This window comes from Emticicia sp., assembly GCF_043780375.1.
Taxonomy (GTDB): domain Bacteria; phylum Bacteroidota; class Bacteroidia; order Cytophagales; family Spirosomataceae; genus Emticicia.
In genome coordinates, this window is the sequence record NZ_JAYWCU010000115.1 from 1 (window position 1) to 21,384 (window position 21,384).

Genomic DNA, 21,384 nt, shown 5'->3' on the forward strand with positions numbered 1-21,384 from the left:
CCGAAACACTTCCATTACTCGCATGACGAAGGGTTCTTTTATTCAAATAAGTCAGCACATTGGCATTGACTACTACATCAATATCATTAGTTCCCCAAGGAATATAGGCTTTGAAAGGATGAGGATATGCGATGCTAATTGGCAGAAAAAAAATCAAATTATGTAAAGCATTTTTATAAAAATGCCAGTTTTCAAACTCCGCTTCTTGACCAAACCAAGTCATGTATGCTCCCGAATTTCTGAAACCATGAAAAAGATAATTATACCAATGTCTATTTTTACGGTTTTTGTCAAGAAAACTATCAAATGTTGCAAGATTCGCCATTTTCAGCGAATCATTTTTGCCAAAAATCTTTTGATTATACCAAATCGCCAAGTTTCCCAAAGCTGTGTCGTCGGCATCGTTGGCTACATTGGCGGCATTGTTGATAAACCGTCCTTTTAATTTAAAATTTGTTGGTCTATGAACAAATTGCTTGGTTTCTTTTCCCCATTTCAAATCTCGATTAGGTGGAAGTTTCTTCCAAAAATTAAATTGTACTCCTGTTGAATAACTCAAAACCTCAGGAAAAACCTTACGCAGCATAGGCAAAATTTGCTTTTGCGAAGTATCAGCCAAATACATTTCTGCCAAAATATTATGAATACCAGCCATCGTGAAGCAATTAGAATCTCGGTATTTATTGCGACCACCCAAATACAGAAAAGCGGACTTCATTTGCATATATGCCTCCCATTCGCCTGCATATTGTTTGCCTACGATGGTTTCGGTACATTGTTTTTCGGCCAAATATATCAAACTCCCTGCAATAACTTTTTTTAATGAATCAGATGGAATTACCTGAGCCAAAGTGATTTTTGGTAGAAATATTATTAATATTAGAAACCGTATTTTCATAAAAAAAATAGCCCCAATAAAGAGGCTACACAAGAATATTTTTTTGATAAATAATTGATAATCAACCTCTAAAACTCACTCTATTATTGAGGCATTCAATCATTAACTTATCACCATATTGTGATAAACCATCTGTACATCGTCGTCATCTTCGAGTCTTTCAATTAGTTTTTCTACGTCGGCAGCTTCTTCTTCGGTTAATGTTTTAGTGTCGGTTGGCACTCGTTCAAAGTCAGAATTGAGAATTTCGATTCCTTTTTCTTCCAAATATTTTTGCAGCGTTCCGAATGCAGTAAATTCGCCATAAATATTAATTTGATTTGTTTCCTCATCTAAGAAAACCTCTTCTGCTCCAAAATCAATGAGTTCAAACTCTAATTCTTCAATATCTGTTTTGCCATTATTTGCAATCTTGAAAACTGATTTTCGGTCGAAAACAAAATCTAACATTCCCGATGTACCCACAGTTCCACCACATCGGGTAAACGAACTACGAATATTTGCTATCGAACGGTTGGTATTATCGGTAGTACACTCAACCAAAACCGCTATGCCGTGTTGTGCATAGCCTTCGTAAACCATTTCTTTATAGTCTTCTTGGTCTTTCGACGAGGCACGTTTAATCGCATTGTCAACCGTTGCCTTGGGCATATTAGCTGCTTTCGCATTTTGTATCAATGCTCGCAAACGTGAGTTGCTGTCGGGGTCAATTCCTCCCGATTTTACCGCCATGGCAATATCTTTACCAATTCGTGTAAAAGTTCTTGCCATTTGCCCCCATCGCTTCATTTTGCGGGCTTTTCTAAATTCAAACGCTCTTCCCATTATATTTTACTGAAAATGATATTTATAATTTCTTGATGCGAAATTATAAAATATTACTCAAAAATGCACAAAAAATGAAAGAAAAGCCATTAAACTTACTTTGTACGATAAGGCAAATGTTTGGCTACTTGCTCAATCAATTGGCTTGAAAGATGGTGAGGTGTATCCATTTGGTTGTTTGGTCGTTGCGAAAGGGTAGTTGACCAAAGCATTTCGCCACTGGCAGCATCAAATAGCTTCACGTTGGTTTCTACACCATCATTATTTCGATAGACCGGTAACATTTGAGGTGAACGCCTATCTATCTGTGTAATTCTGATTGCTAAATCTCCCGAAATTACTGCATCTACACCCAAAAGTTTGGCAATATCAGCTTTGTTTTGTCGGGCAATATCTTCTAATTTGATGCCATTGTCAGACAAAACTTTATTGGTTCGTGTAAAATCTTGAAATGCAATTTCGTAATGCCCTTTTTGTACTTGACGAGCCACATAAGTAAACATTTCTTTTTGGGCATCTAAACTTGCCTCTCGCTCTTGCTTACTAAATTTGAGATTCGTATTATCAGTGCTTCGGTTACTTGGGTTTTCAAATTGCACATCAAATGGTAGAATAGCGATTCTTTGGTGGGTATTTCTTACTCGGGCGAAGTTTTCAGAAAGAAAATCTTTTGAAGTGGCACAAGCCGATAGCATCACAGCTACCAATACTCCTACGATAAGACTTTTATTTATTCGAATAGTTTTCATTTTATATATTGTTTTGTCAACTGTTAAACGAAATGTAAGTAAACATTTATATGATAATGAAAAATTTAATCTAAACGTTGTATGGAAGTACAGATTTGATAAAACTAAGGGTATAAAAGTATGAGTAAAGGGGTTCAAACCGCTTCCATTGCACCAAGTCTATTCATTGAAGCTTGAATATGTTTTTCTGGAGAATCTAATATTTATATAAACATCGCCTGCACTTCTTCTTTCAAAAATTTTAATGCTTCAGTAGTTGGCTGTTTACTTTCGGTAATAACTTTTTCAAGTATTTTTTTTGATAAATTTAGGGCAGAAGTATCAAGCGAAAGCTCAGATGCAGAAGTGTTTATCAACACTACAACCTCGTTCATTGATTGGCGTATTTTTTCCCAAACTTCATGCGAAATATAGATTTGTTGAGAAAGGTTATGACCAAATTCTTCTCTGATTTCATGCAAGATAACTCGTTGATAGTCAGATGCTTCTATGCCAGATGGGCTTACTCTAAGCAATAAATTATTTGGTGTGATTCGCTCTAAAAACAATGTCATTCGCTCATAAGCTTGTAAACGTAACGGTGTTATGAGTTCATTGTTTTTTTGTTTGAGTTCCAATTGTTTTTGCTCAAACTGTTTTTGTAGAAAAGTCTGAATAGTTAAATACATGCCGTATAAAACGGCAGCGGCTGGAATCAGTATTTTTAATAATTCGGTGATTGATTGCATTTTTTTGTTTTTATATTTCGCAAAAGTAAACCAAGCAAATTTTGCTTCAAAACCGAAGGGAGTTTTTTTTAGTAAGAAGCCAAATCTTATAAATCTTGAAATCGGTCTAATCGTGTCTATCTTTGTAGAAAACATAGAATATGGTCAGTTTTTCGGAAATAGCACGAGTAGAAATTTTGAAATCTTTAAATTCACCTCAAATTCCAGAAGGTTATGCTTTGCGGGTAGGTTTGAAAGGTGGAGCTTGTGCAGCAACCTACCTTTTGGGACTTGATAAAGCGACAGAAAATGATGAATTATACGAAGTTGAAGGTGTAAAAGTGCTGATTGATAAGCGACATTTGATGTACTTAATTGGCGTACAGATTGATTACGCCCAAACTGAAGAAGGCATGGGTTTTACGATTGTGAAAGTATAGCTCATTTATTGTTGTCTTTGGCATGATTTTCGTGTAATCTGGTTTAGCATTTAAAGTAATCAAAAAGGTATTGAAGTTTCTGAAAAAACATATTTTTTTAATTCTTTCCGCAGTATTTTTGGGAATCTCGGCGTTAAACTTTTTTATTTTTGAAAAAGATGCACCAGGTGCTTCGGAACAGCATTATATTTCTTCGATTCGTAACCGAGTCAAAGATGAAATTTTGCGGTCAAAAGCTGAGTTGCTTGATATTGGTACACAGTACCAAAAATCATCGGGAAGTGCTTTTTTGAATTTTGAAACACCCACTGCCTATCCTTATTATATCTTCAGAAACGGACAATTATTATACTGGTCAGACCACCGCTATGTGCCTGATTATCAGGAACTTCCAAAAGCTGAACAAAGTAGGTTGCTAAATGCTGAAAATGGGAAATACATTACCAATACAATTAACTTCAATTATCAAGGAAATAAAGTCGAGATTTTTTCATTAATTAATCTCTACCGTAGGTTTCGAAATGAAAATGATTACCTTAAAAACGGCTATAATAATCAGATTTTTATTACCGAACCAAAGGATATTAGAAATAGTAAAAACAAACAAAAATTTCTAAATATTACTGACGATAAAGGAACCTTTTTGTTTTCAATTATACCTCCCAAGGTCGAAAAAATAAATTCGCCAAATATTCCAACCAACACACTTTTTTTGCTTGCTATTAGTATTTTGTTGTTTGGTGTTTATATTTTAGTTTGGATTAATAGCCTTCGCAAAAAACACCAATTTGGTCGAGCATTCATTTTGTTGATGTTTTATTTGTTTTTTGTTAGGCTTGTAATGCTCGCAAATAGTATTCCGTTTATTTTTTATGAATCAAGTGTTTTTAATCCTAAGTTTTTGACTATAAATGAGTTAGCTCCGTCTTTAGGCGATGTAGTACTTAATTCTTTGGTAGTTTTTATCTTGGTCGGATACTTGGTTCTTCATTTTTACCGTTCAACTCTTTACTACAAATTATTCAAGGCATCGAAGGTAATTCAAACTATCGTTTCGATTCTTTTGGTTGTAGTTACGGTTATCACAACATCTTTTTGTTTTCGCAATCTGTGTAATATTTATGAAAAATCGCAGTTTAGTTTAGACCTTGCCTTGAGCATTTCTTTTTCTTCGTTGAAAGTGGCCACTTTGGTGCTTTATCTTTTAGTTTCTATCATATTTTTCTTATCTACTCATTTATTTATAAGCCTTTTTCTTAGATTCAATAAATTCAAAAAAGACGGGATTTGGAAATGGGTAGTTGGTTCAATCATAGGGCTTGTTTTTGTTGCAATTTTTGACCAGTTTAGATGGATATACATTGTTGTTGAACTCTATTTTTTGATTATTTATCTTAATAAATTTCCTCGTTTTTTTTATAGTTTCAAATACAAAACAACCATGTATTTTTTCACTGGGGCATTTGTTTTCGCCTTAATTGGAATGTACGTGATTCATGCTGAAGAATTGAAAAAAGACTTTTTTGACAAACAAAATTTTGGTAAAAAATACTTAGCAGAAAATGATTTATTGGGGGAAGGTTTGTTTCCAAGGGTTATTCAGACAATCCAACAAGATACGGCAATCAAACAAGCAATTATAAGACAAACTCTTGCTCGTGAACAAACGCAGCAGATTGTTAAGAGCAAACACCTTGATTTATATTTCGACCGCTACGATACTGAAGTGCTGGCTTTTGATAAAAATGGAAACTCACTCGACATCTCAGAAGGCTCACAAAACTTGTCATTTTACGAAAATAATTATCATCAAACCGCTTTTAAAACGACCAATCCTGACGTCTATTTTATAAATGAAGTAGGCAATAATTTTATTAAACAATACCTTGTTTTTATTTCGATTGAAGAAAATGGAGTTTTGTTGGGGAATGTCGTATTAGATTTAAAAATACGAGATGAGTTTGCTCAAAGTGTTTACCCGGAGTTATTATTAGATAAAAAATTTACGCAAACTCCAGATACAAAAAATTATAGTTATGCTATTTTTGATAAAAGTAATCACCTGATTTTTAGTTCGGGAAGCTATAATTATGTACGAAAATTGCCAATGTCGCTGCTATCAGACTCAGCTCTCTACAAAAAAGGTATTCAACTTCATGATTTTATCCATGTGGGAAAAATAGGGCAGAATGGACGTAAAATTGTAATTTCGACAAAGTACCAAGTATGGCGAAATATTTTCTCTAATTTCTCCTTTTTGTTCCTTTTATCAGTACTTTTCATCATTATAATAATGATACTTTATGCCATCAATTATGGTTTTCGGAACATCAATGTTAATTTTTCAACCAAGATTCAACTCTATCTCAATGCAGCATTTTTATCGCCTTTATTATTGGTAATTATCATAACTTTGAGTGTCATTGACTCAACTTTTGTCAGTAATCAAGAAAAAGCATATCTTGATAACACGAAAAATATTACTTCAACGGTTCAGCTTCAACTCGAAAGTTTTATTCAGAAACGCATGAGTCGAGCATTTTTAGAGCAAGAAATCAATGATTTAGCACGTGATACCAAGTTAGATATTAATTTTTATGGACTTGATGGTAAGTTAAATCTAACTACTCGACCTTTGGTTTATGAATATGGTTTGCTCTCTACTTTTATCAATCCAATGGCATATCGCCGTATTTTGGAGGAGAAAGAAAATGAAGTTTTGCTGCCCGAAACGCTCGGAAGTTTGAACTACAAAACAGCGTATATGAGTATCAAAGGACACGATAGTAAACCAATTGGGGTTATTGGAATTCCATTTTTTGATGCAAAACCAACACTTGACCGTCAGGTTACTGATGTAGTTGCTTCTATTTTGAGTATTTTTGCTTGGCTTTTCTTAATTTTATTGATTATTTCATACTTTGCTTCTAACGTGCTTACAAATCCGCTTCGATTGGTTGCCCAGCAATTAAAAAACACTAATTTAGATAAACTGCATGATCGACTTGTGTGGAATTCGGATGATGAAATCGGTATTTTAATGCGAGAATATAACAAAATGTTGAAGAAATTGGAAGAAAGCAAAGTGGCATTGTCGATGAGTGAAAAACAAACGGCTTGGCGAGAAATGGCAAAGCAAGTTGCTCACGAAATCAAAAATCCGCTAACTCCAATGAAATTGTCGATCCAACAATTGCAACGTACTTTGGTTGTCGATAATCCAAAAGCAAAGGAACGCATCGGTAGGGCATTAAACTCCCTTACTGAACAGATTGATAATATCAGCGAAATTGCCAATTCGTTTTCAGAATTTGCTAAAATGCCAGTTCCACGTAATGAAGTTTTTGACCTTGTGCCATTGATTCAAAAATCGGCTGATTTGTATGCTGAAGACGAACGTATTTCGCTCAATGCATATATTAAAGAAAAAGAAGCTTGGGTAGTTGGCGACCGTCAGTTTATGAGCAGGGTTATTACTAACTTGATTATCAATGGAATACAGTCAGTTCCGCCAGATAAACGTGCCATTATTAATCTTCGATTATACCGAAATGAGGACGATAATCTTGCCATTATTGAAATTCAAGATAACGGTTCGGGTATTCCTGAAAACATCCGTCAGCGGGTGTTTATTCCAAATTTTACTACAAAAGTAGGCGGTTCAGGACTTGGGCTGGCAATGGCTCGCCGTGGAGTAGAACACGCAGGAGGAAATATTTGGTTTGAAACCGAAACCGAACGTGGTACAACTTTCTTTATTGATTTGCCACTAGCAATTAGGCAATAGTTTTTTAAACAACCTCTATTTCCATCCATTTATTCGTACCTCCACAAAGCCAACTGGCATTGAAACCATTTTCTTTTAAGAATTTAGCTCCATCTGCCGAGCGTCCACCACCTTTTCCGCAGGCAATAATAATCTGAAAATCCTTGTTAAGATTTTGAATACTTTCTCTCAAATCTGTCAAGGAAATATTTATTGCATTTGGAATGTGGGCATATTCAAATTCTTCTTTCGACCTTACATCAATAATTTGTATTTTTTTATTGCGTTGAAGAGCCAATTTTACTTCTTCTATGTCGATACATTCTTTAACTGTGCTGACTGTTGTAGGCATACGAAATTTTATTATCAATGACGAAATGATTGTAAGTCCACCAATTAAAATAATGGCATATTGTACGCCAAAAATATCGGCCGTAATACCCGAAATAATTGCCCCGAAGGCATAGCCTAAATCTCTCCAAAGTCTAAACGTTCCGATGCTTTCTGCCCGTTGTTTCGGACTTGTAGCTTGGGCAATGGTCGACAAAAAAGTTGGATAAACCAATGCCGTACCCAATCCTAAGATGGTAGAAATGCCGATAAGTACAAAAAAATTATTGCTAAAAGGAATACATATAATAGCAATGCCTTGTAGTAGCATTCCCCAAAATAACATTGTTTTTTTAGAATAAATATCCGACATTTTCCCTGTAAAAAGCTGTCCGATGCCCCAAACCGTAGGATAAATGGCTGTAATGATACCAATATTTTGGGTATTGTATTTCAATGAAATTAGCACAATTGGAAATAATCCCCAAATCATACCATCGTTTAGATTATTGACTAAGCCAGCTTGCGTAACCGAACTCAGCGTTTTGTTTTTAAATGTAGTTTCCAAAAAAACATTTTCCAGTTGTGCCGAATTATCGCTTATACTTTCTTTCTGTACAAAAGCTCTTGTATCTTTTACTAACAAGAGGGTTATCAAAAATCCGATTATCGAGATAAAAATGCCAATATAAAATGGATAGGGTGTTATGCCATATTTATTAGCTACGTAACCCGACAAAAATGCCACGACTCCAACCGAAAAATAACCCGCAAATTCGTTTAGTCCCATGGCAAAACCACGGTCTTTTTCGCCGACCAAATCTATTTTCATTACAACAGTACTACTCCAAGTCAATCCTTGACTTATTCCGAGTAGAATATTTGCCACAATCACCCAATTCCAACTCGTGGCGTTGATCAATATAAATGGAATCGGAATGGCTATTAACCAACCCAAAAGCAATAAATTTTTTCGACCATATTTGTTAGCGAGTTTTCCTGTGAAGTAATTTGTGATTGCTTTTGTGATACCAAAAGCGGTAATAAATGATAAAATGGCGGTTTTGGAAGCCATGCCAAATTGGAGTTCGGCAAATTGCGGAATAATGCTTCGTTCCATGCCAATCATGCCGCCTACAAAAGCGTTGACAATGATTAAAATTGTAAACTGTTGCCAATTTTCTTTCAACCCTAATTGTATATTTTTCATTGTTATCAAGAATATACAACAAAGGTGAGCCAAGCAAAAAACTATTCCTTTAACATTTGATAAATAATCATTTAATGGTAGCTCTAATTCTACTAAGACTTACTTGCGTAATGCCGAGGTAACTGGCAACGTGTTTGAGCGGAATTCGTTGCACAATTTCGGTTTGATTCATCAAAGATAAGTAACGCTCTTCGGCCGAATGAAATTGAATACTTTCGATTCGGTGGATGGTATCTACGTAAGCAGCCTCAAAAATCAAACGAAAAAGACGTTCTATGTTTGGAAACAAATCATAAAGTTTGAAAAGTTGCGTTGCATTGATGGCAATAATTTCGGCATCTTCTAAAATCTGAATAGATTTTTGAGATGGTTTTCCCGTAAAAAGGCTTTCGGCTCGTGCAACAATATTTCCTTCAAAAGCAAAGTATTCGGTAATATCTATTCCGTCTTTGTAGTAATAAATTCGAGCAATACCCGATTTCAAGAAGTAAATTGTCTTACAAGTATGCCCAAGAGGTTGCAAAATCTCATTTTTTTTTACAAAAACAGTTGAACAAACTTCACTCAGAGCCTTTTTTGCATCGTCGGATAGTTGTTGAAATTTGTTGAAATAGTTAAATAATTCTGTCATGGTATGAGATGTCATTTTTCTTATTCCGAATAATTATTCAAAGATTATCAAAGTTTCTCAAAATTTGACATAAAAAAACAGGTCAGCATTACTACCGACCTATTTTTTGTAATTTATCCAAGGTACATCGTTTGACTAAAAATTTTAAACGCTAAATTCATCAAAAATGGTAGTAGTCGTTAGGCAGGCTGCGAAACTTTGGTAAGATAAAAATTTGAAACAGCCAAGATTCCTAAAAGTACCATTGGAGTTACTACCGCCGAAGTGGGGTCTCCACTATTGATATGGGCAATCGTGGCAGATATAAAAGTAATACCAAAGCCGGCATAAGCCCACTCTTTTATTTTTGTTGGAATCTGCGGAATAAGTAACACCAAAGCCCCTAAAATTTTCGCAGAACCTAATTCGGTGCGAAAATAATCTGGAAAGCCCAGATGTTTGAATGCGTCGGCCATTTGAGGATTGGTAAAATAACTGTACGCACTTAAAAGCATCATTGCACCAATAATACTTGTACTTACCCAATAAATAATTTTGTCTTTTTTCATTTTTATTATTTGTTTTGGTTTAATAATGCAAACTTATATATATTTGCTATATAAATGATAGTAATATGCTATTAAATACTACTATCATTGAGGATAGTAACGTAAAAAAATTATGACAGTATCAAATTTTGATGAACTACATAGCCCTGAAGAATGTACAAAAATGATTGTACCAGTAAGGGATGCTTTAGAAATATTGAACGGCAAGTGGAAATTACCAATTATTCTTTCATTATCGTTTGGCACGAAACGATTCAATCAAATTTCGAAAGAAATAAATGGTATCACCGATAAAATGCTATCGAAGGAGTTGAAAGATTTGGAAGTAAACCAGTTGATAACCAGAACGGTACACGATACATTTCCTCCTACGGTTGAGTATGCAATTACTGAACATGGAAAATCACTCGAAAAATTAATTGCTGAACTTCGTAGTTGGGGTATGGTACATCGCAAGAAAATAATTGGTTAATAAAACTATAAAGAGAGGATATGAGTTTTTTCGATATCAATAATGTTTTTTTTGAATTTCTGGGAGTAAAAATGAGCTACCTCGAATTTTATGCAACGCTCACAGGTTTAGTTGCTGTCATTCTTTCTGTTCGAGAAAATGTATGGAGTTGGATACTGGGCTTGGCAAATGTTGTGTTGGCATTTATCATGTTTTATCAGATTCAGCTTTATCCTGATATGTTTTTGCAAATCTTCTTTTTTATTACGAATATTATTGGATTTTGGCAATGGAAATTTCCAAAGAAGCAAGAAGCTAATTTGTATAATGAGTTGAAAATAAGTCAGTTATCATTAAAACAATTTGGACTATTTTCCTTAATTGGGCTTATTTGTACAGCTTTGCTTGGTACATTTGCCAAGAATCTCAGCGAGTTAATTCCTGAAATTTTCAGCAAGCCAAGTGCTTTTCCGTATATGGATTCGTTTACAACGATTATGAGTATTTTTGCTACATTTCTGCTTATTCGCAAGAAAGTTGAGGCTTGGTGGATATGGCTGGCGGTTGATATAATTAGCACTTATATGTATTTTGTGAAAGATGTGAAACTTTATTCGTTGCTTTATGCCGTTTTCTGTGTAATTGCATTGTTCGGAGCAATCAATTGGACGAAGGAATATCGCAAAGCCATGAAATAGATTTTATCAGTACAGTACAGGAATGTTACATGATTTTTTAGGCCTAAAATTGCAGATTGATTTAAGTATTATAAAACCCCTTCAAACCAATGCTCAGTAACGATATTATTCAACACCATAATGAACAATTGAAAGCCGAACACCAATTCAAATTGGCATATTTGACCGAACTTCTCGACCGAAAAGGTGTTGATATTCAGACTATTATTGATAAAATTAAGGCTTTTCAAGTAGCTATTCCGAGTTGGGCTTTGGGTACGGGTGGTACTCGTTTTGGACGTTTTGCGAATGGTGGCGAACCAAGAAACTTAGAAGAAAAAATTGAAGATGTGGGTTTAATTCATCAATTAAATCGCTCGTCCAATTCGATTTCTCTGCATATTCCGTGGGATATTCCATCAGATGCAAATGCCGTTAAACAACTCCTCAAAGCCAATGATTTGACCATTGACTCGGTTAATTCTAATACTTTTCAAGACCAAAAAGACCAGCCTTTTTCGTATAAATTTGGTTCGCTTTCGCATACCAAAAGCGAAGTGCGTGATTTGGCAATCGAACATAATATTCAATGTATTGAATACGGTAAAATGTTGGATTCAAAAGTGCTAACAGTTTGGTTAGCCGATGGTTCAAATTTTCCAGGTCAATCTCACATGAGAAGTGCGTATCAACGTACAAATGATTCATTGTCAAGTATTTATAAATCAATGCCTGATGATTGGACAATGTTGATTGAATACAAACCATATGAGCCACATTTCTACTCAATGGTGATTCCTGATTGGGGAACTTCTTATTCGCTCTGTCAAAATATTGGAAAAAACGCCCAAGTTTTAGTTGATTTAGGACATCATTTGCCAAACACAAACATCGAACAAATTGTTGGACGTTTGATGCACTTTGGTCGTTTGGGTGGTTTCCACTTCAATGGCTCGATGTACGGCGATGACGATTTGACAACAGGAAGCATTAAACCTTACCAATTCTTCTTGATATTCAATGAATTGGTTGATGGGATGCAAGACGCAAGCGTAAAAAATCCGCCATTGGCTTGGATGATTGATGCGAGCCATAACACAAAAGACCCAATCGAAGATTTATTGCAATCGGTAAATGCGATTTTGACAACTTACGCAAAAGCCCTTTTGGTTGATAGAGTAGAATTGGCAGATGCTCAAGAGAACAACGATGTGCTACGTGCCGAAGAATTATTGCGTGATACTTTCTTGACCGATGCAAGAGCATTAGTAGCCGAAGCAAGCCGCCAAGCGGGTGGAGCAATTGACCCAATCGCTACTTTCCGTGGAGGAAAAGTAAGAAGTGGTTTAGTTGATAAAAGAGGCTTTGGTATGGCTACTGGGTTGTAGTTTGTCTTAAAATAATATATGCAAATAGACAATGAAATCATAAGATTTGAAGACAAGTTCTCTTTAAAATTACCAAAATCGTATAAGGACTTTTTATCGACAAATAAAAAGAAGATGGTCAGTTGTACATTTTCAGTACATAAAAGTTATTTTATTAACCATTTTTATCAAATAGAGAATACAGATTTACCTTATACTTTGGAGGAAATCAACGTAAATTTATGGGAAGACCCACATATATTTCCAGCATACTGTATCGCTATTGGAACTGATAGTTTCGGAAACTTCTACTGTATTGATTTAAGTAGTAGTAACTATGGGCAGGTATTTTTCTTTGATACTGAATTTTATGATGAAGAGGATAATAAATTTACAACTATTTGTAAAGCTTTTGAAGAATTCAAAGAACATCTATTCTGACATATTTAATATTAACAAAACGCTGAAAGCGTTAAACTCGAATAGCCCCGATTGAAAAATCGGGGTCAGAGAAAGAAATAGCAAAGCCAACCCTGAAAGGGTTGAACAATTATTGTGGCATATTTAAGTTTAACCCTTTCAGGGTTAGAGATTTATTTGACATATTTTCCCCGATTTTCAATCGGGGCTATTCATGTTAAACACCGTTGGTGTTTCGCTGAAAGTTATAATAAGAGTTTTAGAGCAATTTTAGAACAGAATAAATAACCACTAAAAACCATAAACCTATGTCATTAATAATAGCAGTCTATGTTGCTGACGGAATTGTACTTGCTGGTGATAGCCGACTTACCTTAAATTGGACAGATAAAACACAAACAGGAGAGCAATTTAATTCGATTACAACGTCTGATTCTTACTCAAAAGTATTCTTAATTGCCGAGAAGTTTGGACTTGGAGTATTTGGTGGAGTTTATGTTAATGAAGTTAATATTTGTGGTTTTATTAATCAATTTGTAAAAGAAAATATATTTTCCGATACAACCATTGACCAAATTCCAGAATTGCTAATTGCGTTTTTTGGAGAAAAATTTGATTATCCTGCAACCTATTTTTATTTGGTTGGCTATAAAATGGAAGATGGGGTTTCAGTACCGCATGCGTACTCAATAAATATTGCTAGCAAGGTTTATAATAGGTCAAATTTTGATGGCGAGAAAACCTTTCATGGCACAAATTGGGGAGGAGAAACGGAGGTACTTTCACGACTACTTCTAACAGTCAAAATGCCAAGCGGTGATGATTGGTTAGAATTTGCAAATAATTCAATTCCTTGGAATTTTATGAATTTGCAAGATGCCCTTGATTTTGCGGTCTATGGTGTCAGAACTACTATCGACACAATGAGGTTTCAGCAAAAAGAAAAAACTGTTGGCGGTCCCATTGATGTTTTAGTTGTGAAGCCACATCAGGAACCGATATGGATAAGTAAAAAAGAATTGAATGTTCTTAAATGTTAGCAGTAGAAAATTAAAGGTTTATAAAACTAAATATGAAAATCGGCTTATTTATACCATGCTACGTTGACCAATTTTATCCAAATGTGGGTGTTTCAACTTTGCAGTTACTGGAAAAGTTGGGCGTGGAAGTAGTGTTTCCAATGCAGCAAACTTGCTGTGGACAACCAATGGCGAATGGTGGCTGTGAGCAAGATTCTAAAGGCGTTTACGAACATTTTGTAGATACTTTCTCAGGTTTTGATTACATCGTGACGCCTTCGGGGAGTTGTACTTATCATATCAAAAAGCATTACGATATTATTGAACAAACGCCTGCCGTTCAGAAAGTTAGAAAATCGGTTTATGAACTCGTTGATTTTATAGAAAATGTACTGAAAATTGAAGAAATTCCTATGGAGTTTCCACATAAAGTAGGTTTACATTTGAGTTGTCATGGACAGCGTGGACTTCGCCAAGCCAATGCGTCCGAAATTACGGGCGTGCGAGATGGACAAATTTCAAAATTACTCCGAAAAATGAAAGGCATCGAACTCACCGAATTGGAGCGTAACGATGAGTGTTGTGGTTTTGGTGGAATGTTTTGTGTGACCGAAGAAGCAGTTTCAGCACGCATGGGACAAGACCGAATCGCTGACCATCTTCGCAACGGCACAAAAGTGTTGACAGGTGGAGATGTTTCTTGCTTGATGCACCTTGAGGGCATTATCAAACGCCAAAATGCACCCATAAAAGTTATGCACATTGCCGAAATTTTGAACGGAAATCAACCATGAATCACCAAAATCACCCCGAATTAGCGGAAGCGTTTAATAAAGATTTTGAGCGTACGACTTGGCACGACCAAACCCTTTGGTTTGTACGTCAGAAGCGAGATAAGGCGGTTTATCCGATTCCCGAATTTCAAGATTTACGTACACTTGCTTCCGAAATCAAGGATCATACGCTCAGTAATCTTGATAATTATCTGATAGAATTTGAACAAAATGCCTTGAAAAATGGCGTGAAAGTTCATTGGGCGGCAGATGCTACTGAGCATAACCAAATTGTGATGGATATTATCAAAAAATCTTGCTCTGAGCGAGTAGAAGGACGAAATATCCGAATGGTAAAAAGCAAATCAATGCTTACGGAAGAGTGTCATTTGAATGCTTTTTTGCAAAAAAATAATATTGATGTAGTGGATACTGATTTAGGTGAACGCATTATTCAGTTTCGTAATGAGCCGCCAAGTCATATTGTAATGCCAGCCATTCACCTCAAAAAAGAAGATGTGGGCGAAACTTTCCACGAACATTTGGGTACAGTAAAAGGCGAAAAAGACCCGCAAATCTTGACCGAGGCGGCTCGTCAGCATTTGAGAGAAAAATTTGTAGAGGCCGATGTCGCTCTTACAGGTGTAAATTTTGCCATTGCCGAAACAGGCAGTTTTGTAGTTTGTACCAACGAAGGCAATGCCGATTTGGGTGTAAATTTGGCAAAAGTTCATATTGCTTGCATGGGTATCGAAAAGATTATTCCGAAATTGCATCATTTGTCGGTATATATCAGATTACTTGCCAGGAGTGCTACTGGTCAGCCAATTACATCATATACTTCTCATTTTACAAAGCCCACCGAAGGTAAGGAAATGCACATTGTCATTGTTGATAATGGTCGAACGCAACAATTAGGACGAGCCGATTTTCGTAATTCGTTGAAATGTATTCGTTGCGGAGCTTGCATGAATACTTGTCCAGTTTATCGCCGAAGTGGAGGACACAGCTACGACTTTACAGTGCCAGGCCCAATCGGTGCGATTTTATCGCCAAATATTGATTTACATAAATATAGCAGTTTACCTTTTGCGAGTACGCTTTGCGGTTCGTGTACCGATGTTTGTCCTGTAAAAATTGATATTCATGTACAATTATATAAATGGCGACAAATAGTTGGGAATAATAATGAACTATCAGCCGCCAAAAAATGGGGAATGAAAGGTTTAGCAAAAGTGCTTTCGATGCCAAAAGTTTATGATTTAAGTGGAAAACTGGCTCGTGGAGCATTGCGAATTTTACCGCATGGATTTACTCACAATCAAAGCATGAATCCGTGGGCGAAAGCGAGAGAATTACCCGATGCTCCGAAACAGAGTTTTAAAGAATGGTACGTGAATAACAAATAGCCCCACCCTAAATTCCTCCCAGATAGGAAGGGACTTTAAAGTTGATAATCAAATAGTTATGAGTAGCAGAGAAAAAATATTGTCAAGTATTGCAATCAATAAACCTTCGTTAGCAACATTGCCAAATGTGCCTATTTTTGAAGGTGATGGAAGCATTGAACGATTCAAAACTGTGCTGGAAAGCATTGGAGGAAAAGCGATTGAAATTACCTCGAAAGCCGATTGTCAAGCAGTTATTGATACCTATTACAGTGATTTAAAAAATATTGCCTCTAACATTATCAAAGCAAGTGTTGAAGTAAATCTTTATACGACCAAAGAAGTGTTAGAACAGGTTGATTTAGCAGTAATTCAAGGTGAAATTGGCGTAGCTGAAAATGGTACAATTTGGGTGCCTGAACTAAATATGATGAATCGAGCTTTACCATTTATTACACAACATTTGGTGTTGGTTCTCGACAAAAAAAATATTGTAGCCAATATGCACCAAGCCTACAATAAACTTGAAGGCGTTGGTAGCTACGGCGTTTTTATTGCGGGCCCTTCAAAAACTGCCGACATCGAACAAGCATTGGTGATTGGAGCTCACGGGGCAAGAAGTATGATGGTTTTGATTTATTGAGATTCCTCCGAGCGACGGTCGCCCCAGCCCTTCTCAACGGCTATTGCTCCGATAAGGAGAGGGCAAAAACTGCTGCCTGTCATTGTTTCACTATCCAAATCCTCTTCAAAATATTTCTATATTAACTTCGTGGTTTCTAAGCCAATTATTATGGCTGTGAGATTTGATTTGGCATAATAATTGGCATTTAAAGGTAAAATATGATGATTTATTGAAAGGATTTTCTGACTTTTACGTTAGAATAATAAATAAAAAAACAAAGCCCCTTTAGGGGTGGGATTCGTAATCTTTGGGGTGATATGCAATTTCTTTTTCCGTCTTTTCTTTGGGGTTTGTTGGCAGTTTCTGTGCCTTTAATTATCCATTTATTCAATTTCCGTCGTACCAAACGGGTTTTCTTTACCAACGTTGCTTTCTTGAAAGCCGTCGAAACGCAAACAAGTGCTTTTCGACGAATAAAACAATGGCTCATTTTGGCTGCTCGAATTTTATTCTTGGCGTTCTTAGTTTTTGCTTTTGCTCAACCGTTTTTACCAGCAAAAAACAGCACTAATAATCGTAACTCAGGCCTCGGCGTAAACAGTCTTTACCTCGACAATTCGCTAAGTATGCAAAACACCACTGAAAACAAACGCTACTTAGATTTGGCAATTACGAAAATGGATGAACTGCTTACTGTTTTTCGTCAAACACCTAATATTCAGTTAGTTACCAATGATTTTTCTGGAGAAGACCAAGCCGTAACCAACGGCACAAAAATAAAAGACCGACTTACCTCGGTAGGTTTTTCGTCGAATCCACGTACGCTTGAAAGTGTTTATAAACGACAAAATAGTTTGGCTCAAAAGCATAATGCAAGTGCTAATAATCAACTCTTTTGGTTTTCTGATTTTCAGAAAAGTACCGCAGGAGATTTGAAAAAAATCAAGACCGATACGCTCAATAAGTTGTTTTTAGTGCCAGTGCAAGGCACTAAAAATCAAAATGTTTTTACTGATTCGGTTTGGTTGGCTTCGCCGTTTATCCGTGAAATGCAGAATAATATTCTGTACGTAAAAGTTTATAATTCGGGTAGTGAAGAGGTCGAAAAATTGCCAATCAAATTATTTATTGACAATGCCCAAGCCTCAACGGCTTCGGTTAATATTGCCCCAAATGGGTCGGCAACAGCAACTTTCAACTTCATGGTAAAAGACAAAGGTTTTCATCGTGGAAAAGTTTCGTTCGACGACCAACCAATTACCTTCGACAATGATTATTATTTTGTGTTGAATGCTTCGCCTACAATTCAGGTTTTGCATTTGTACCAAGAACGTAGTGCGGCCGACTATATCGGAAAAGTTTTTGACAATGATAGCCTTTTTAGCTACCGAGCATATAGTGCTACAAATGTAGATGTGGGGCAATTCAAAAACGCCAATCTCATTGTTTTGGAAGGTGTAGAACAAGTTTCAGGAACTTTTAGGGCCAGCCTCGAAGAATTTGTGAGAAATGGCGGAAACTTATTGATTTTTCCTCCTGCACGACCTGACGTTATGGCATACGAACAGTTTTTAGGGGGCTTTGGTATTCAAGGAATCAATAATTTGACTCAGGCTATTTTGCCTCAAAGCCAATTGGCGATTGCTGAACCTAATCGACAAAATCCGTTTTTTATTGACGTTTTTGAACGAACAACTTTACAAGGTGTTGTAAATACGCCGCTAATGCAACCAGCGTGGACGTGGTCGGGCGTGGGTGAAAAAATCTTGACATTCAAAAACTTGCAAAACTTTATTACTTCTACGAAAGCCTCGCAAGGACGCATATATTTGTGTGCTTCGCCATTAGATAAAGCCTACGGAAATTTTGCTGAACATGCTTTTTTTGTACCAACCATGTTTAAAATTGCGTCGATGAGTACCAAACAAGAGCGAGCAGCTTATAATTTTAGTGAAGGAAGCATCACACTCGAACTGCCAAACGGCAAAAAAGATGCAACTTACAAATTGAAAAATGTAAGTACGCCCAATAATAAAATAGAAATTATTCCTATACAACGAATCGTTGGAAATACGCTTGCCTTAGAGCTGCCAAAATCAAGTCAATTGACTGATAATCAGGTACTTGAGTCGGGATATTATGAATTGCAATTAGATGGGAAAACCGAAAAACTATTGGCTTTTAACCACGACAATGAAGAATCAAAAATGGATTTTTACACGCCCGAAGAACTAAGAACATTCTTTGCTGGACAAAAAAATGTCACGATTTTTGATAACTTACTTGATGGTGATTTCGTGAAAACTTTCCAAGAAAGTAACGTCGGTACACCACTTTGGAAATACTGCGTAATGCTCGCCTTAGCTTTCTTATTGGTTGAAATTTTGTTGATTAGGTTTTTGAAGGGGTAGAAGAATGTTGGTACAAGTGTTAAGCGAAGCGTCACATAAAATGTAGTCAGAGACGACAAATCACTATGTGGTACGAGTCTAAAAAAGACTTGCACCAGCGAGCGAGTAAATATATTGTTTATTAACCAAATTTTGGCTGGTTTCGCTAAGAAACAAAACATTGTAAATGAAAAAAATCTTCTTCCTCCTCTTAATTTCAGTAAACATCTTCGCCCAAAACGGCACAGAAATTTATCTATTTGATTTATCAAATTTGGGTGGAAATTTGACTTTATCAAATCCTAAAAATATCACCGATAGGGTAGGGTATGACAATCAGCCGTTTTTTCATCCAACCAAGTCTTTGATTTATTATACTGCCATGAAAGATGGGCAGACAGACATTTGGTCGTATAATTACAAAACAAGCGAACGTTTACAAATAACAAATACCATTGATTCGGAATATTCGCCAACGGTTACGCCCGATAAAAAATACTTGTCTTGCATTGTTCAACGCAAAAGTAATGGAGACCAAGACTTGGTAAAATACAATATCAAAAATCCGCTCGAAACACAAATCATTTTTGAATCTCAGCAAACTGGCAAGATTGGTTATCAGGCTTGGTTAAATTCTAACGAACTCATTACGTTTGTATTGGGTGAGCCACAAACGCTTCATTATCAGAATCTTACCACAAAAAAAGATCTTGTTGTTGCTCCCAATATTGGGCGTTCGTTACACCTTATTCCTAAGCAAAAGACGTTTAGTTTTGTTCAACAAGTTGATAAAAAATGGATAATCCGAGCGTTTAATCCTTCAAAAAACACAATTACTGATATTGCTGAAAGTAACCCAGATTTGGAGCATTATAATACTTGGACAAGCAATGGAATTATTTTAGAAAGTAAAAACACTGAAATTTTGAGCTATGATTCAGTCCAAAAGCAATGGAAATCGGTGATTTTACCCGAAACTTTACCGAGAAAGAAAATAAGTAGAATGGCAATAAAAGGCAATAAAATAGTGATTGTTCTTGACGAGTAACTGATAGCAATTCATGAAAAAGCCCAAGAAATTAAAAAAATCTTGGGCTTTTTTATTTTGTAATAGATATTTTATCTTAAACTCTGATTCAAGGCCTCCAAGGCATCAATACCCGGGCAAAGAACATCTTCTTTGAGGGTATTTAATGGTTGTTTGCTTGTTTGAAGCACATCATGCAAAGCATTGGTATTTGGTTCGATATACACTAAACCTGTCAAGATTTCACCTTTTTCTTTGGCATTTTGTAGAGCAATCATTGCCGAAAGTTTATCTTCTGGATTCCAACCTTGATGCAATTTTTGAAGCTGTAAAGCCGAACCGTCGTGTAAAGTTATTTCTTTTGAATCCTCATAATTTGCCGTGATTTCTTCCATAATTGGTACAAAATCTACGGTAGAAGTTGCTTCAATATGTTCACGTACATAGTCGTAAGATTTTGTAGAACCTACATTATTGTTGAAAGTTACGCAAGGCGAAATCACATCAATAAAAGCAAAACCTGGGTGTTTAATAGCGGCTTTTATCAAAGGAATGAGTTGTGCTTTGTCGCCCGAAAAACTGCGAGCCACAAAAGTTGCACCTAATTCCATGCTCAAAGCAACTAAATCAATGGCGTTGAAAGGATTGACCGAACCTGCTTTACTTTTTGAGCCATTATCAGCCGTTGCCGAATCTTGCCCTTTGGTCAGGCCGTAGCAACCATTGTTCATCACCAAATAAACCATGTTAAGGTTGCGGCGAATGGCATGAACAAATTGCCCCATACCGATTGAGGCAGTATCTCCATCGCCCGAAACTCCAAAGTAAACCAAATCACGATTGGCCAAATACGCACCCGTAGCCACCGAAGGCATACGTCCGTGTACTGAGTTAAATCCGTGAGAATTTCCTAAAAAGTAAGCAGGTGTTTTCGACGAACAGCCAATGCCCGACATCTTGGCAATACGGTGTGGCTCAATGGCCAACTCGAAACATGCTTGGATGATTGCACCACTGATAGAATCGTGTCCACAACCTGCACAGAGCGTTGATAAAGCTCCTTCGTAGTCTTTTTTTGTAAAATCTATTTTATTTTTTGGCAAATCTGGATGCCTAAAGGTCGGACGAACGTATGTCATTTGT

At 36.2% G+C, this 21,384-nt stretch carries 20 protein-coding genes and 1 pseudogene; 12 read left to right on the forward strand and 9 right to left on the reverse strand.

Annotated elements, in window-relative coordinates; all coding sequences use genetic code 11:
- From ACH2CJ_RS08340 to ACH2CJ_RS08355, 4 genes are all read right to left on the reverse strand, one after another.
- Nucleotides 1-898 (reverse strand): hypothetical protein (locus tag ACH2CJ_RS08340; RefSeq protein ID WP_394992020.1); only part of this gene is annotated, 898 nt, incomplete at its 3' end.
- A 102-nt stretch (nt 899-1,000) separates the two neighbouring features.
- Nucleotides 1,001-1,723, reverse strand: a complete 723-nt coding sequence (locus ACH2CJ_RS08345; protein WP_394992022.1) for a YebC/PmpR family DNA-binding transcriptional regulator — start codon at nt 1,721-1,723, stop codon at nt 1,001-1,003.
- A gap of 95 nt (nt 1,724-1,818) precedes the next feature.
- Nucleotides 1,819-2,472 (reverse strand): hypothetical protein, encoded by a 654-nt coding sequence (locus ACH2CJ_RS08350; RefSeq protein WP_394992024.1) that lies wholly within the window; start codon nt 2,470-2,472, stop codon nt 1,819-1,821.
- 203 nt (nt 2,473-2,675) lie between these two features.
- Nucleotides 2,676-3,335 carry a hypothetical protein gene (locus ACH2CJ_RS08355; RefSeq protein ID WP_394992026.1) on the reverse strand — a complete coding sequence of 220 codons (660 nt, stop codon included), beginning with the start codon at nt 3,333-3,335 and terminating at the stop codon, nt 2,676-2,678.
- Nucleotides 3,336-3,340: 5 nt separating this feature from the next.
- Between ACH2CJ_RS08355 and ACH2CJ_RS08360 the strand changes: the two genes are divergently transcribed.
- Nucleotides 3,341-3,619, forward strand: a complete 279-nt coding sequence (locus tag ACH2CJ_RS08360) for a HesB/IscA family protein (protein ID WP_394992028.1) — start codon at nt 3,341-3,343, stop codon at nt 3,617-3,619.
- A 70-nt stretch (nt 3,620-3,689) separates the two neighbouring features.
- Complete coding sequence (locus ACH2CJ_RS08365) at nt 3,690-7,406, forward strand: sensor histidine kinase (RefSeq protein WP_394992029.1); 3,717 nt, start codon at nt 3,690-3,692, stop codon at nt 7,404-7,406.
- Between the two features lie 4 nt (nt 7,407-7,410).
- Here the strand turns inward: ACH2CJ_RS08365 and ACH2CJ_RS08370 are convergent, their stop codons facing one another.
- The 4 genes and pseudogenes from ACH2CJ_RS08370 to ACH2CJ_RS08385 all read right to left on the reverse strand — a co-directional run bounded on the left by ACH2CJ_RS08370 (nt 7,411) and on the right by ACH2CJ_RS08385 (nt 10,104).
- Nucleotides 7,411-7,683, reverse strand: a complete 273-nt coding sequence (locus ACH2CJ_RS08370; RefSeq protein ID WP_394992121.1) for a rhodanese-like domain-containing protein — start codon at nt 7,681-7,683, stop codon at nt 7,411-7,413.
- A gap of 24 nt (nt 7,684-7,707) precedes the next feature.
- Nucleotides 7,708-8,925, reverse strand: a pseudogene (locus ACH2CJ_RS08375) (MFS transporter); the annotation flags it as partial.
- A gap of 67 nt (nt 8,926-8,992) precedes the next feature.
- Nucleotides 8,993-9,556 (reverse strand): Crp/Fnr family transcriptional regulator, encoded by a 564-nt coding sequence (locus tag ACH2CJ_RS08380; protein WP_394992030.1) that lies wholly within the window; start codon nt 9,554-9,556, stop codon nt 8,993-8,995.
- A gap of 179 nt (nt 9,557-9,735) precedes the next feature.
- Nucleotides 9,736-10,104, reverse strand: coding sequence for a DoxX family protein (locus ACH2CJ_RS08385; protein ID WP_394992032.1), 369 nt, complete (start codon nt 10,102-10,104; stop codon nt 9,736-9,738).
- 112 nt (nt 10,105-10,216) lie between these two features.
- Between ACH2CJ_RS08385 and ACH2CJ_RS08390 the strand changes: the two genes are divergently transcribed.
- The 10 genes from ACH2CJ_RS08390 to ACH2CJ_RS08435 all read left to right on the forward strand — a co-directional run bounded on the left by ACH2CJ_RS08390 (nt 10,217) and on the right by ACH2CJ_RS08435 (nt 20,262).
- Entirely contained in the window at nt 10,217-10,576 is a 360-nt protein-coding gene (locus tag ACH2CJ_RS08390; RefSeq protein ID WP_394992034.1) for a winged helix-turn-helix transcriptional regulator, read from the forward strand.
- Nucleotides 10,577-10,647: 71 nt separating this feature from the next.
- Nucleotides 10,648-11,253, forward strand: coding sequence for a nicotinamide riboside transporter PnuC (gene pnuC / locus ACH2CJ_RS08395; protein ID WP_394992036.1), 606 nt, complete (start codon nt 10,648-10,650; stop codon nt 11,251-11,253).
- An 89-nt stretch (nt 11,254-11,342) separates the two neighbouring features.
- Nucleotides 11,343-12,620 carry a TIM barrel protein gene (locus tag ACH2CJ_RS08400; RefSeq protein ID WP_394992037.1) on the forward strand — a complete coding sequence of 426 codons (1,278 nt, stop codon included), beginning with the start codon at nt 11,343-11,345 and terminating at the stop codon, nt 12,618-12,620.
- A gap of 18 nt (nt 12,621-12,638) precedes the next feature.
- Entirely contained in the window at nt 12,639-13,040 is a 402-nt protein-coding gene (locus tag ACH2CJ_RS08405) for an SMI1/KNR4 family protein (RefSeq protein WP_394992038.1), read from the forward strand.
- A gap of 287 nt (nt 13,041-13,327) precedes the next feature.
- A complete protein-coding gene (locus ACH2CJ_RS08410) occupies nt 13,328-14,059 on the forward strand; it encodes a hypothetical protein (RefSeq protein ID WP_394992040.1) in 732 nt (243 codons plus the stop codon).
- A gap of 32 nt (nt 14,060-14,091) precedes the next feature.
- On the forward strand, nt 14,092-14,832 hold the full coding sequence (locus tag ACH2CJ_RS08415) for a (Fe-S)-binding protein (RefSeq protein ID WP_394992041.1): 741 nt from the start codon (nt 14,092-14,094) through the stop codon (nt 14,830-14,832).
- Entirely contained in the window at nt 14,829-16,220 is a 1,392-nt protein-coding gene (locus ACH2CJ_RS08420) for a lactate utilization protein B (RefSeq protein ID WP_394992043.1), read from the forward strand. Before ACH2CJ_RS08415 ends, ACH2CJ_RS08420 begins: the two co-directional genes overlap by 4 nt.
- Nucleotides 16,221-16,278: 58 nt before the next feature.
- Nucleotides 16,279-16,842 carry a lactate utilization protein C gene (locus ACH2CJ_RS08425; RefSeq protein ID WP_394992045.1) on the forward strand — a complete coding sequence of 188 codons (564 nt, stop codon included), beginning with the start codon at nt 16,279-16,281 and terminating at the stop codon, nt 16,840-16,842.
- Nucleotides 16,843-17,141: 299 nt separating this feature from the next.
- The gene (locus ACH2CJ_RS08430; RefSeq protein WP_394992047.1) at nt 17,142-19,235 is read left to right on the forward strand and encodes a BatA domain-containing protein; all 2,094 of its coding nucleotides are present in this window, start codon (nt 17,142-17,144) and stop codon (nt 19,233-19,235) included.
- Nucleotides 19,236-19,401: 166 nt separating this feature from the next.
- Nucleotides 19,402-20,262, forward strand: coding sequence for a TolB family protein (locus ACH2CJ_RS08435; protein ID WP_394992048.1), 861 nt, complete (start codon nt 19,402-19,404; stop codon nt 20,260-20,262).
- A gap of 71 nt (nt 20,263-20,333) precedes the next feature.
- On the opposite strand, the gene ACH2CJ_RS08440 is transcribed toward ACH2CJ_RS08435, so the two are convergent.
- Nucleotides 20,334-21,380 (reverse strand): 2-oxoacid:ferredoxin oxidoreductase subunit beta, encoded by a 1,047-nt coding sequence (locus ACH2CJ_RS08440; RefSeq protein WP_394992049.1) that lies wholly within the window; start codon nt 21,378-21,380, stop codon nt 20,334-20,336.
- Between the last annotated feature and the right edge of the window lie 4 nt (nt 21,381-21,384).

Coding starts and splice junctions, on each gene's coding strand:
- ACH2CJ_RS08345 (WP_394992022.1), bottom strand. CDS start 1,723: ATGGGAAGAGCGTTTGAATTTAGAAAAGCCCGCAAAATGAAGCGATGG.
- ACH2CJ_RS08350 (WP_394992024.1), bottom strand. CDS start 2,472: ATGAAAACTATTCGAATAAATAAAAGTCTTATCGTAGGAGTATTGGTA.
- ACH2CJ_RS08355 (WP_394992026.1), bottom strand. CDS start 3,335: ATGTTTTCTACAAAGATAGACACGATTAGACCGATTTCAAGATTTATA.
- ACH2CJ_RS08360 (WP_394992028.1), top strand. CDS start 3,341: ATGGTCAGTTTTTCGGAAATAGCACGAGTAGAAATTTTGAAATCTTTA.
- ACH2CJ_RS08380 (WP_394992030.1), bottom strand. CDS start 9,556: ATGACAGAATTATTTAACTATTTCAACAAATTTCAACAACTATCCGAC.
- ACH2CJ_RS08385 (WP_394992032.1), bottom strand. CDS start 10,104: ATGAAAAAAGACAAAATTATTTATTGGGTAAGTACAAGTATTATTGGT.
- ACH2CJ_RS08390 (WP_394992034.1), top strand. CDS start 10,217: ATGACAGTATCAAATTTTGATGAACTACATAGCCCTGAAGAATGTACA.
- pnuC (WP_394992036.1), top strand. CDS start 10,648: ATGAGCTACCTCGAATTTTATGCAACGCTCACAGGTTTAGTTGCTGTC.
- ACH2CJ_RS08400 (WP_394992037.1), top strand. CDS start 11,343: ATGCTCAGTAACGATATTATTCAACACCATAATGAACAATTGAAAGCC.
- ACH2CJ_RS08405 (WP_394992038.1), top strand. CDS start 12,639: ATGCAAATAGACAATGAAATCATAAGATTTGAAGACAAGTTCTCTTTA.
- ACH2CJ_RS08410 (WP_394992040.1), top strand. CDS start 13,328: ATGTCATTAATAATAGCAGTCTATGTTGCTGACGGAATTGTACTTGCT.
- ACH2CJ_RS08415 (WP_394992041.1), top strand. CDS start 14,092: ATGAAAATCGGCTTATTTATACCATGCTACGTTGACCAATTTTATCCA.
- ACH2CJ_RS08420 (WP_394992043.1), top strand. CDS start 14,829: ATGAATCACCAAAATCACCCCGAATTAGCGGAAGCGTTTAATAAAGAT.
- ACH2CJ_RS08425 (WP_394992045.1), top strand. CDS start 16,279: ATGAGTAGCAGAGAAAAAATATTGTCAAGTATTGCAATCAATAAACCT.
- ACH2CJ_RS08430 (WP_394992047.1), top strand. CDS start 17,142: ATGCAATTTCTTTTTCCGTCTTTTCTTTGGGGTTTGTTGGCAGTTTCT.
- ACH2CJ_RS08435 (WP_394992048.1), top strand. CDS start 19,402: ATGAAAAAAATCTTCTTCCTCCTCTTAATTTCAGTAAACATCTTCGCC.
- ACH2CJ_RS08440 (WP_394992049.1), bottom strand. CDS start 21,380: ATGACATACGTTCGTCCGACCTTTAGGCATCCAGATTTGCCAAAAAAT.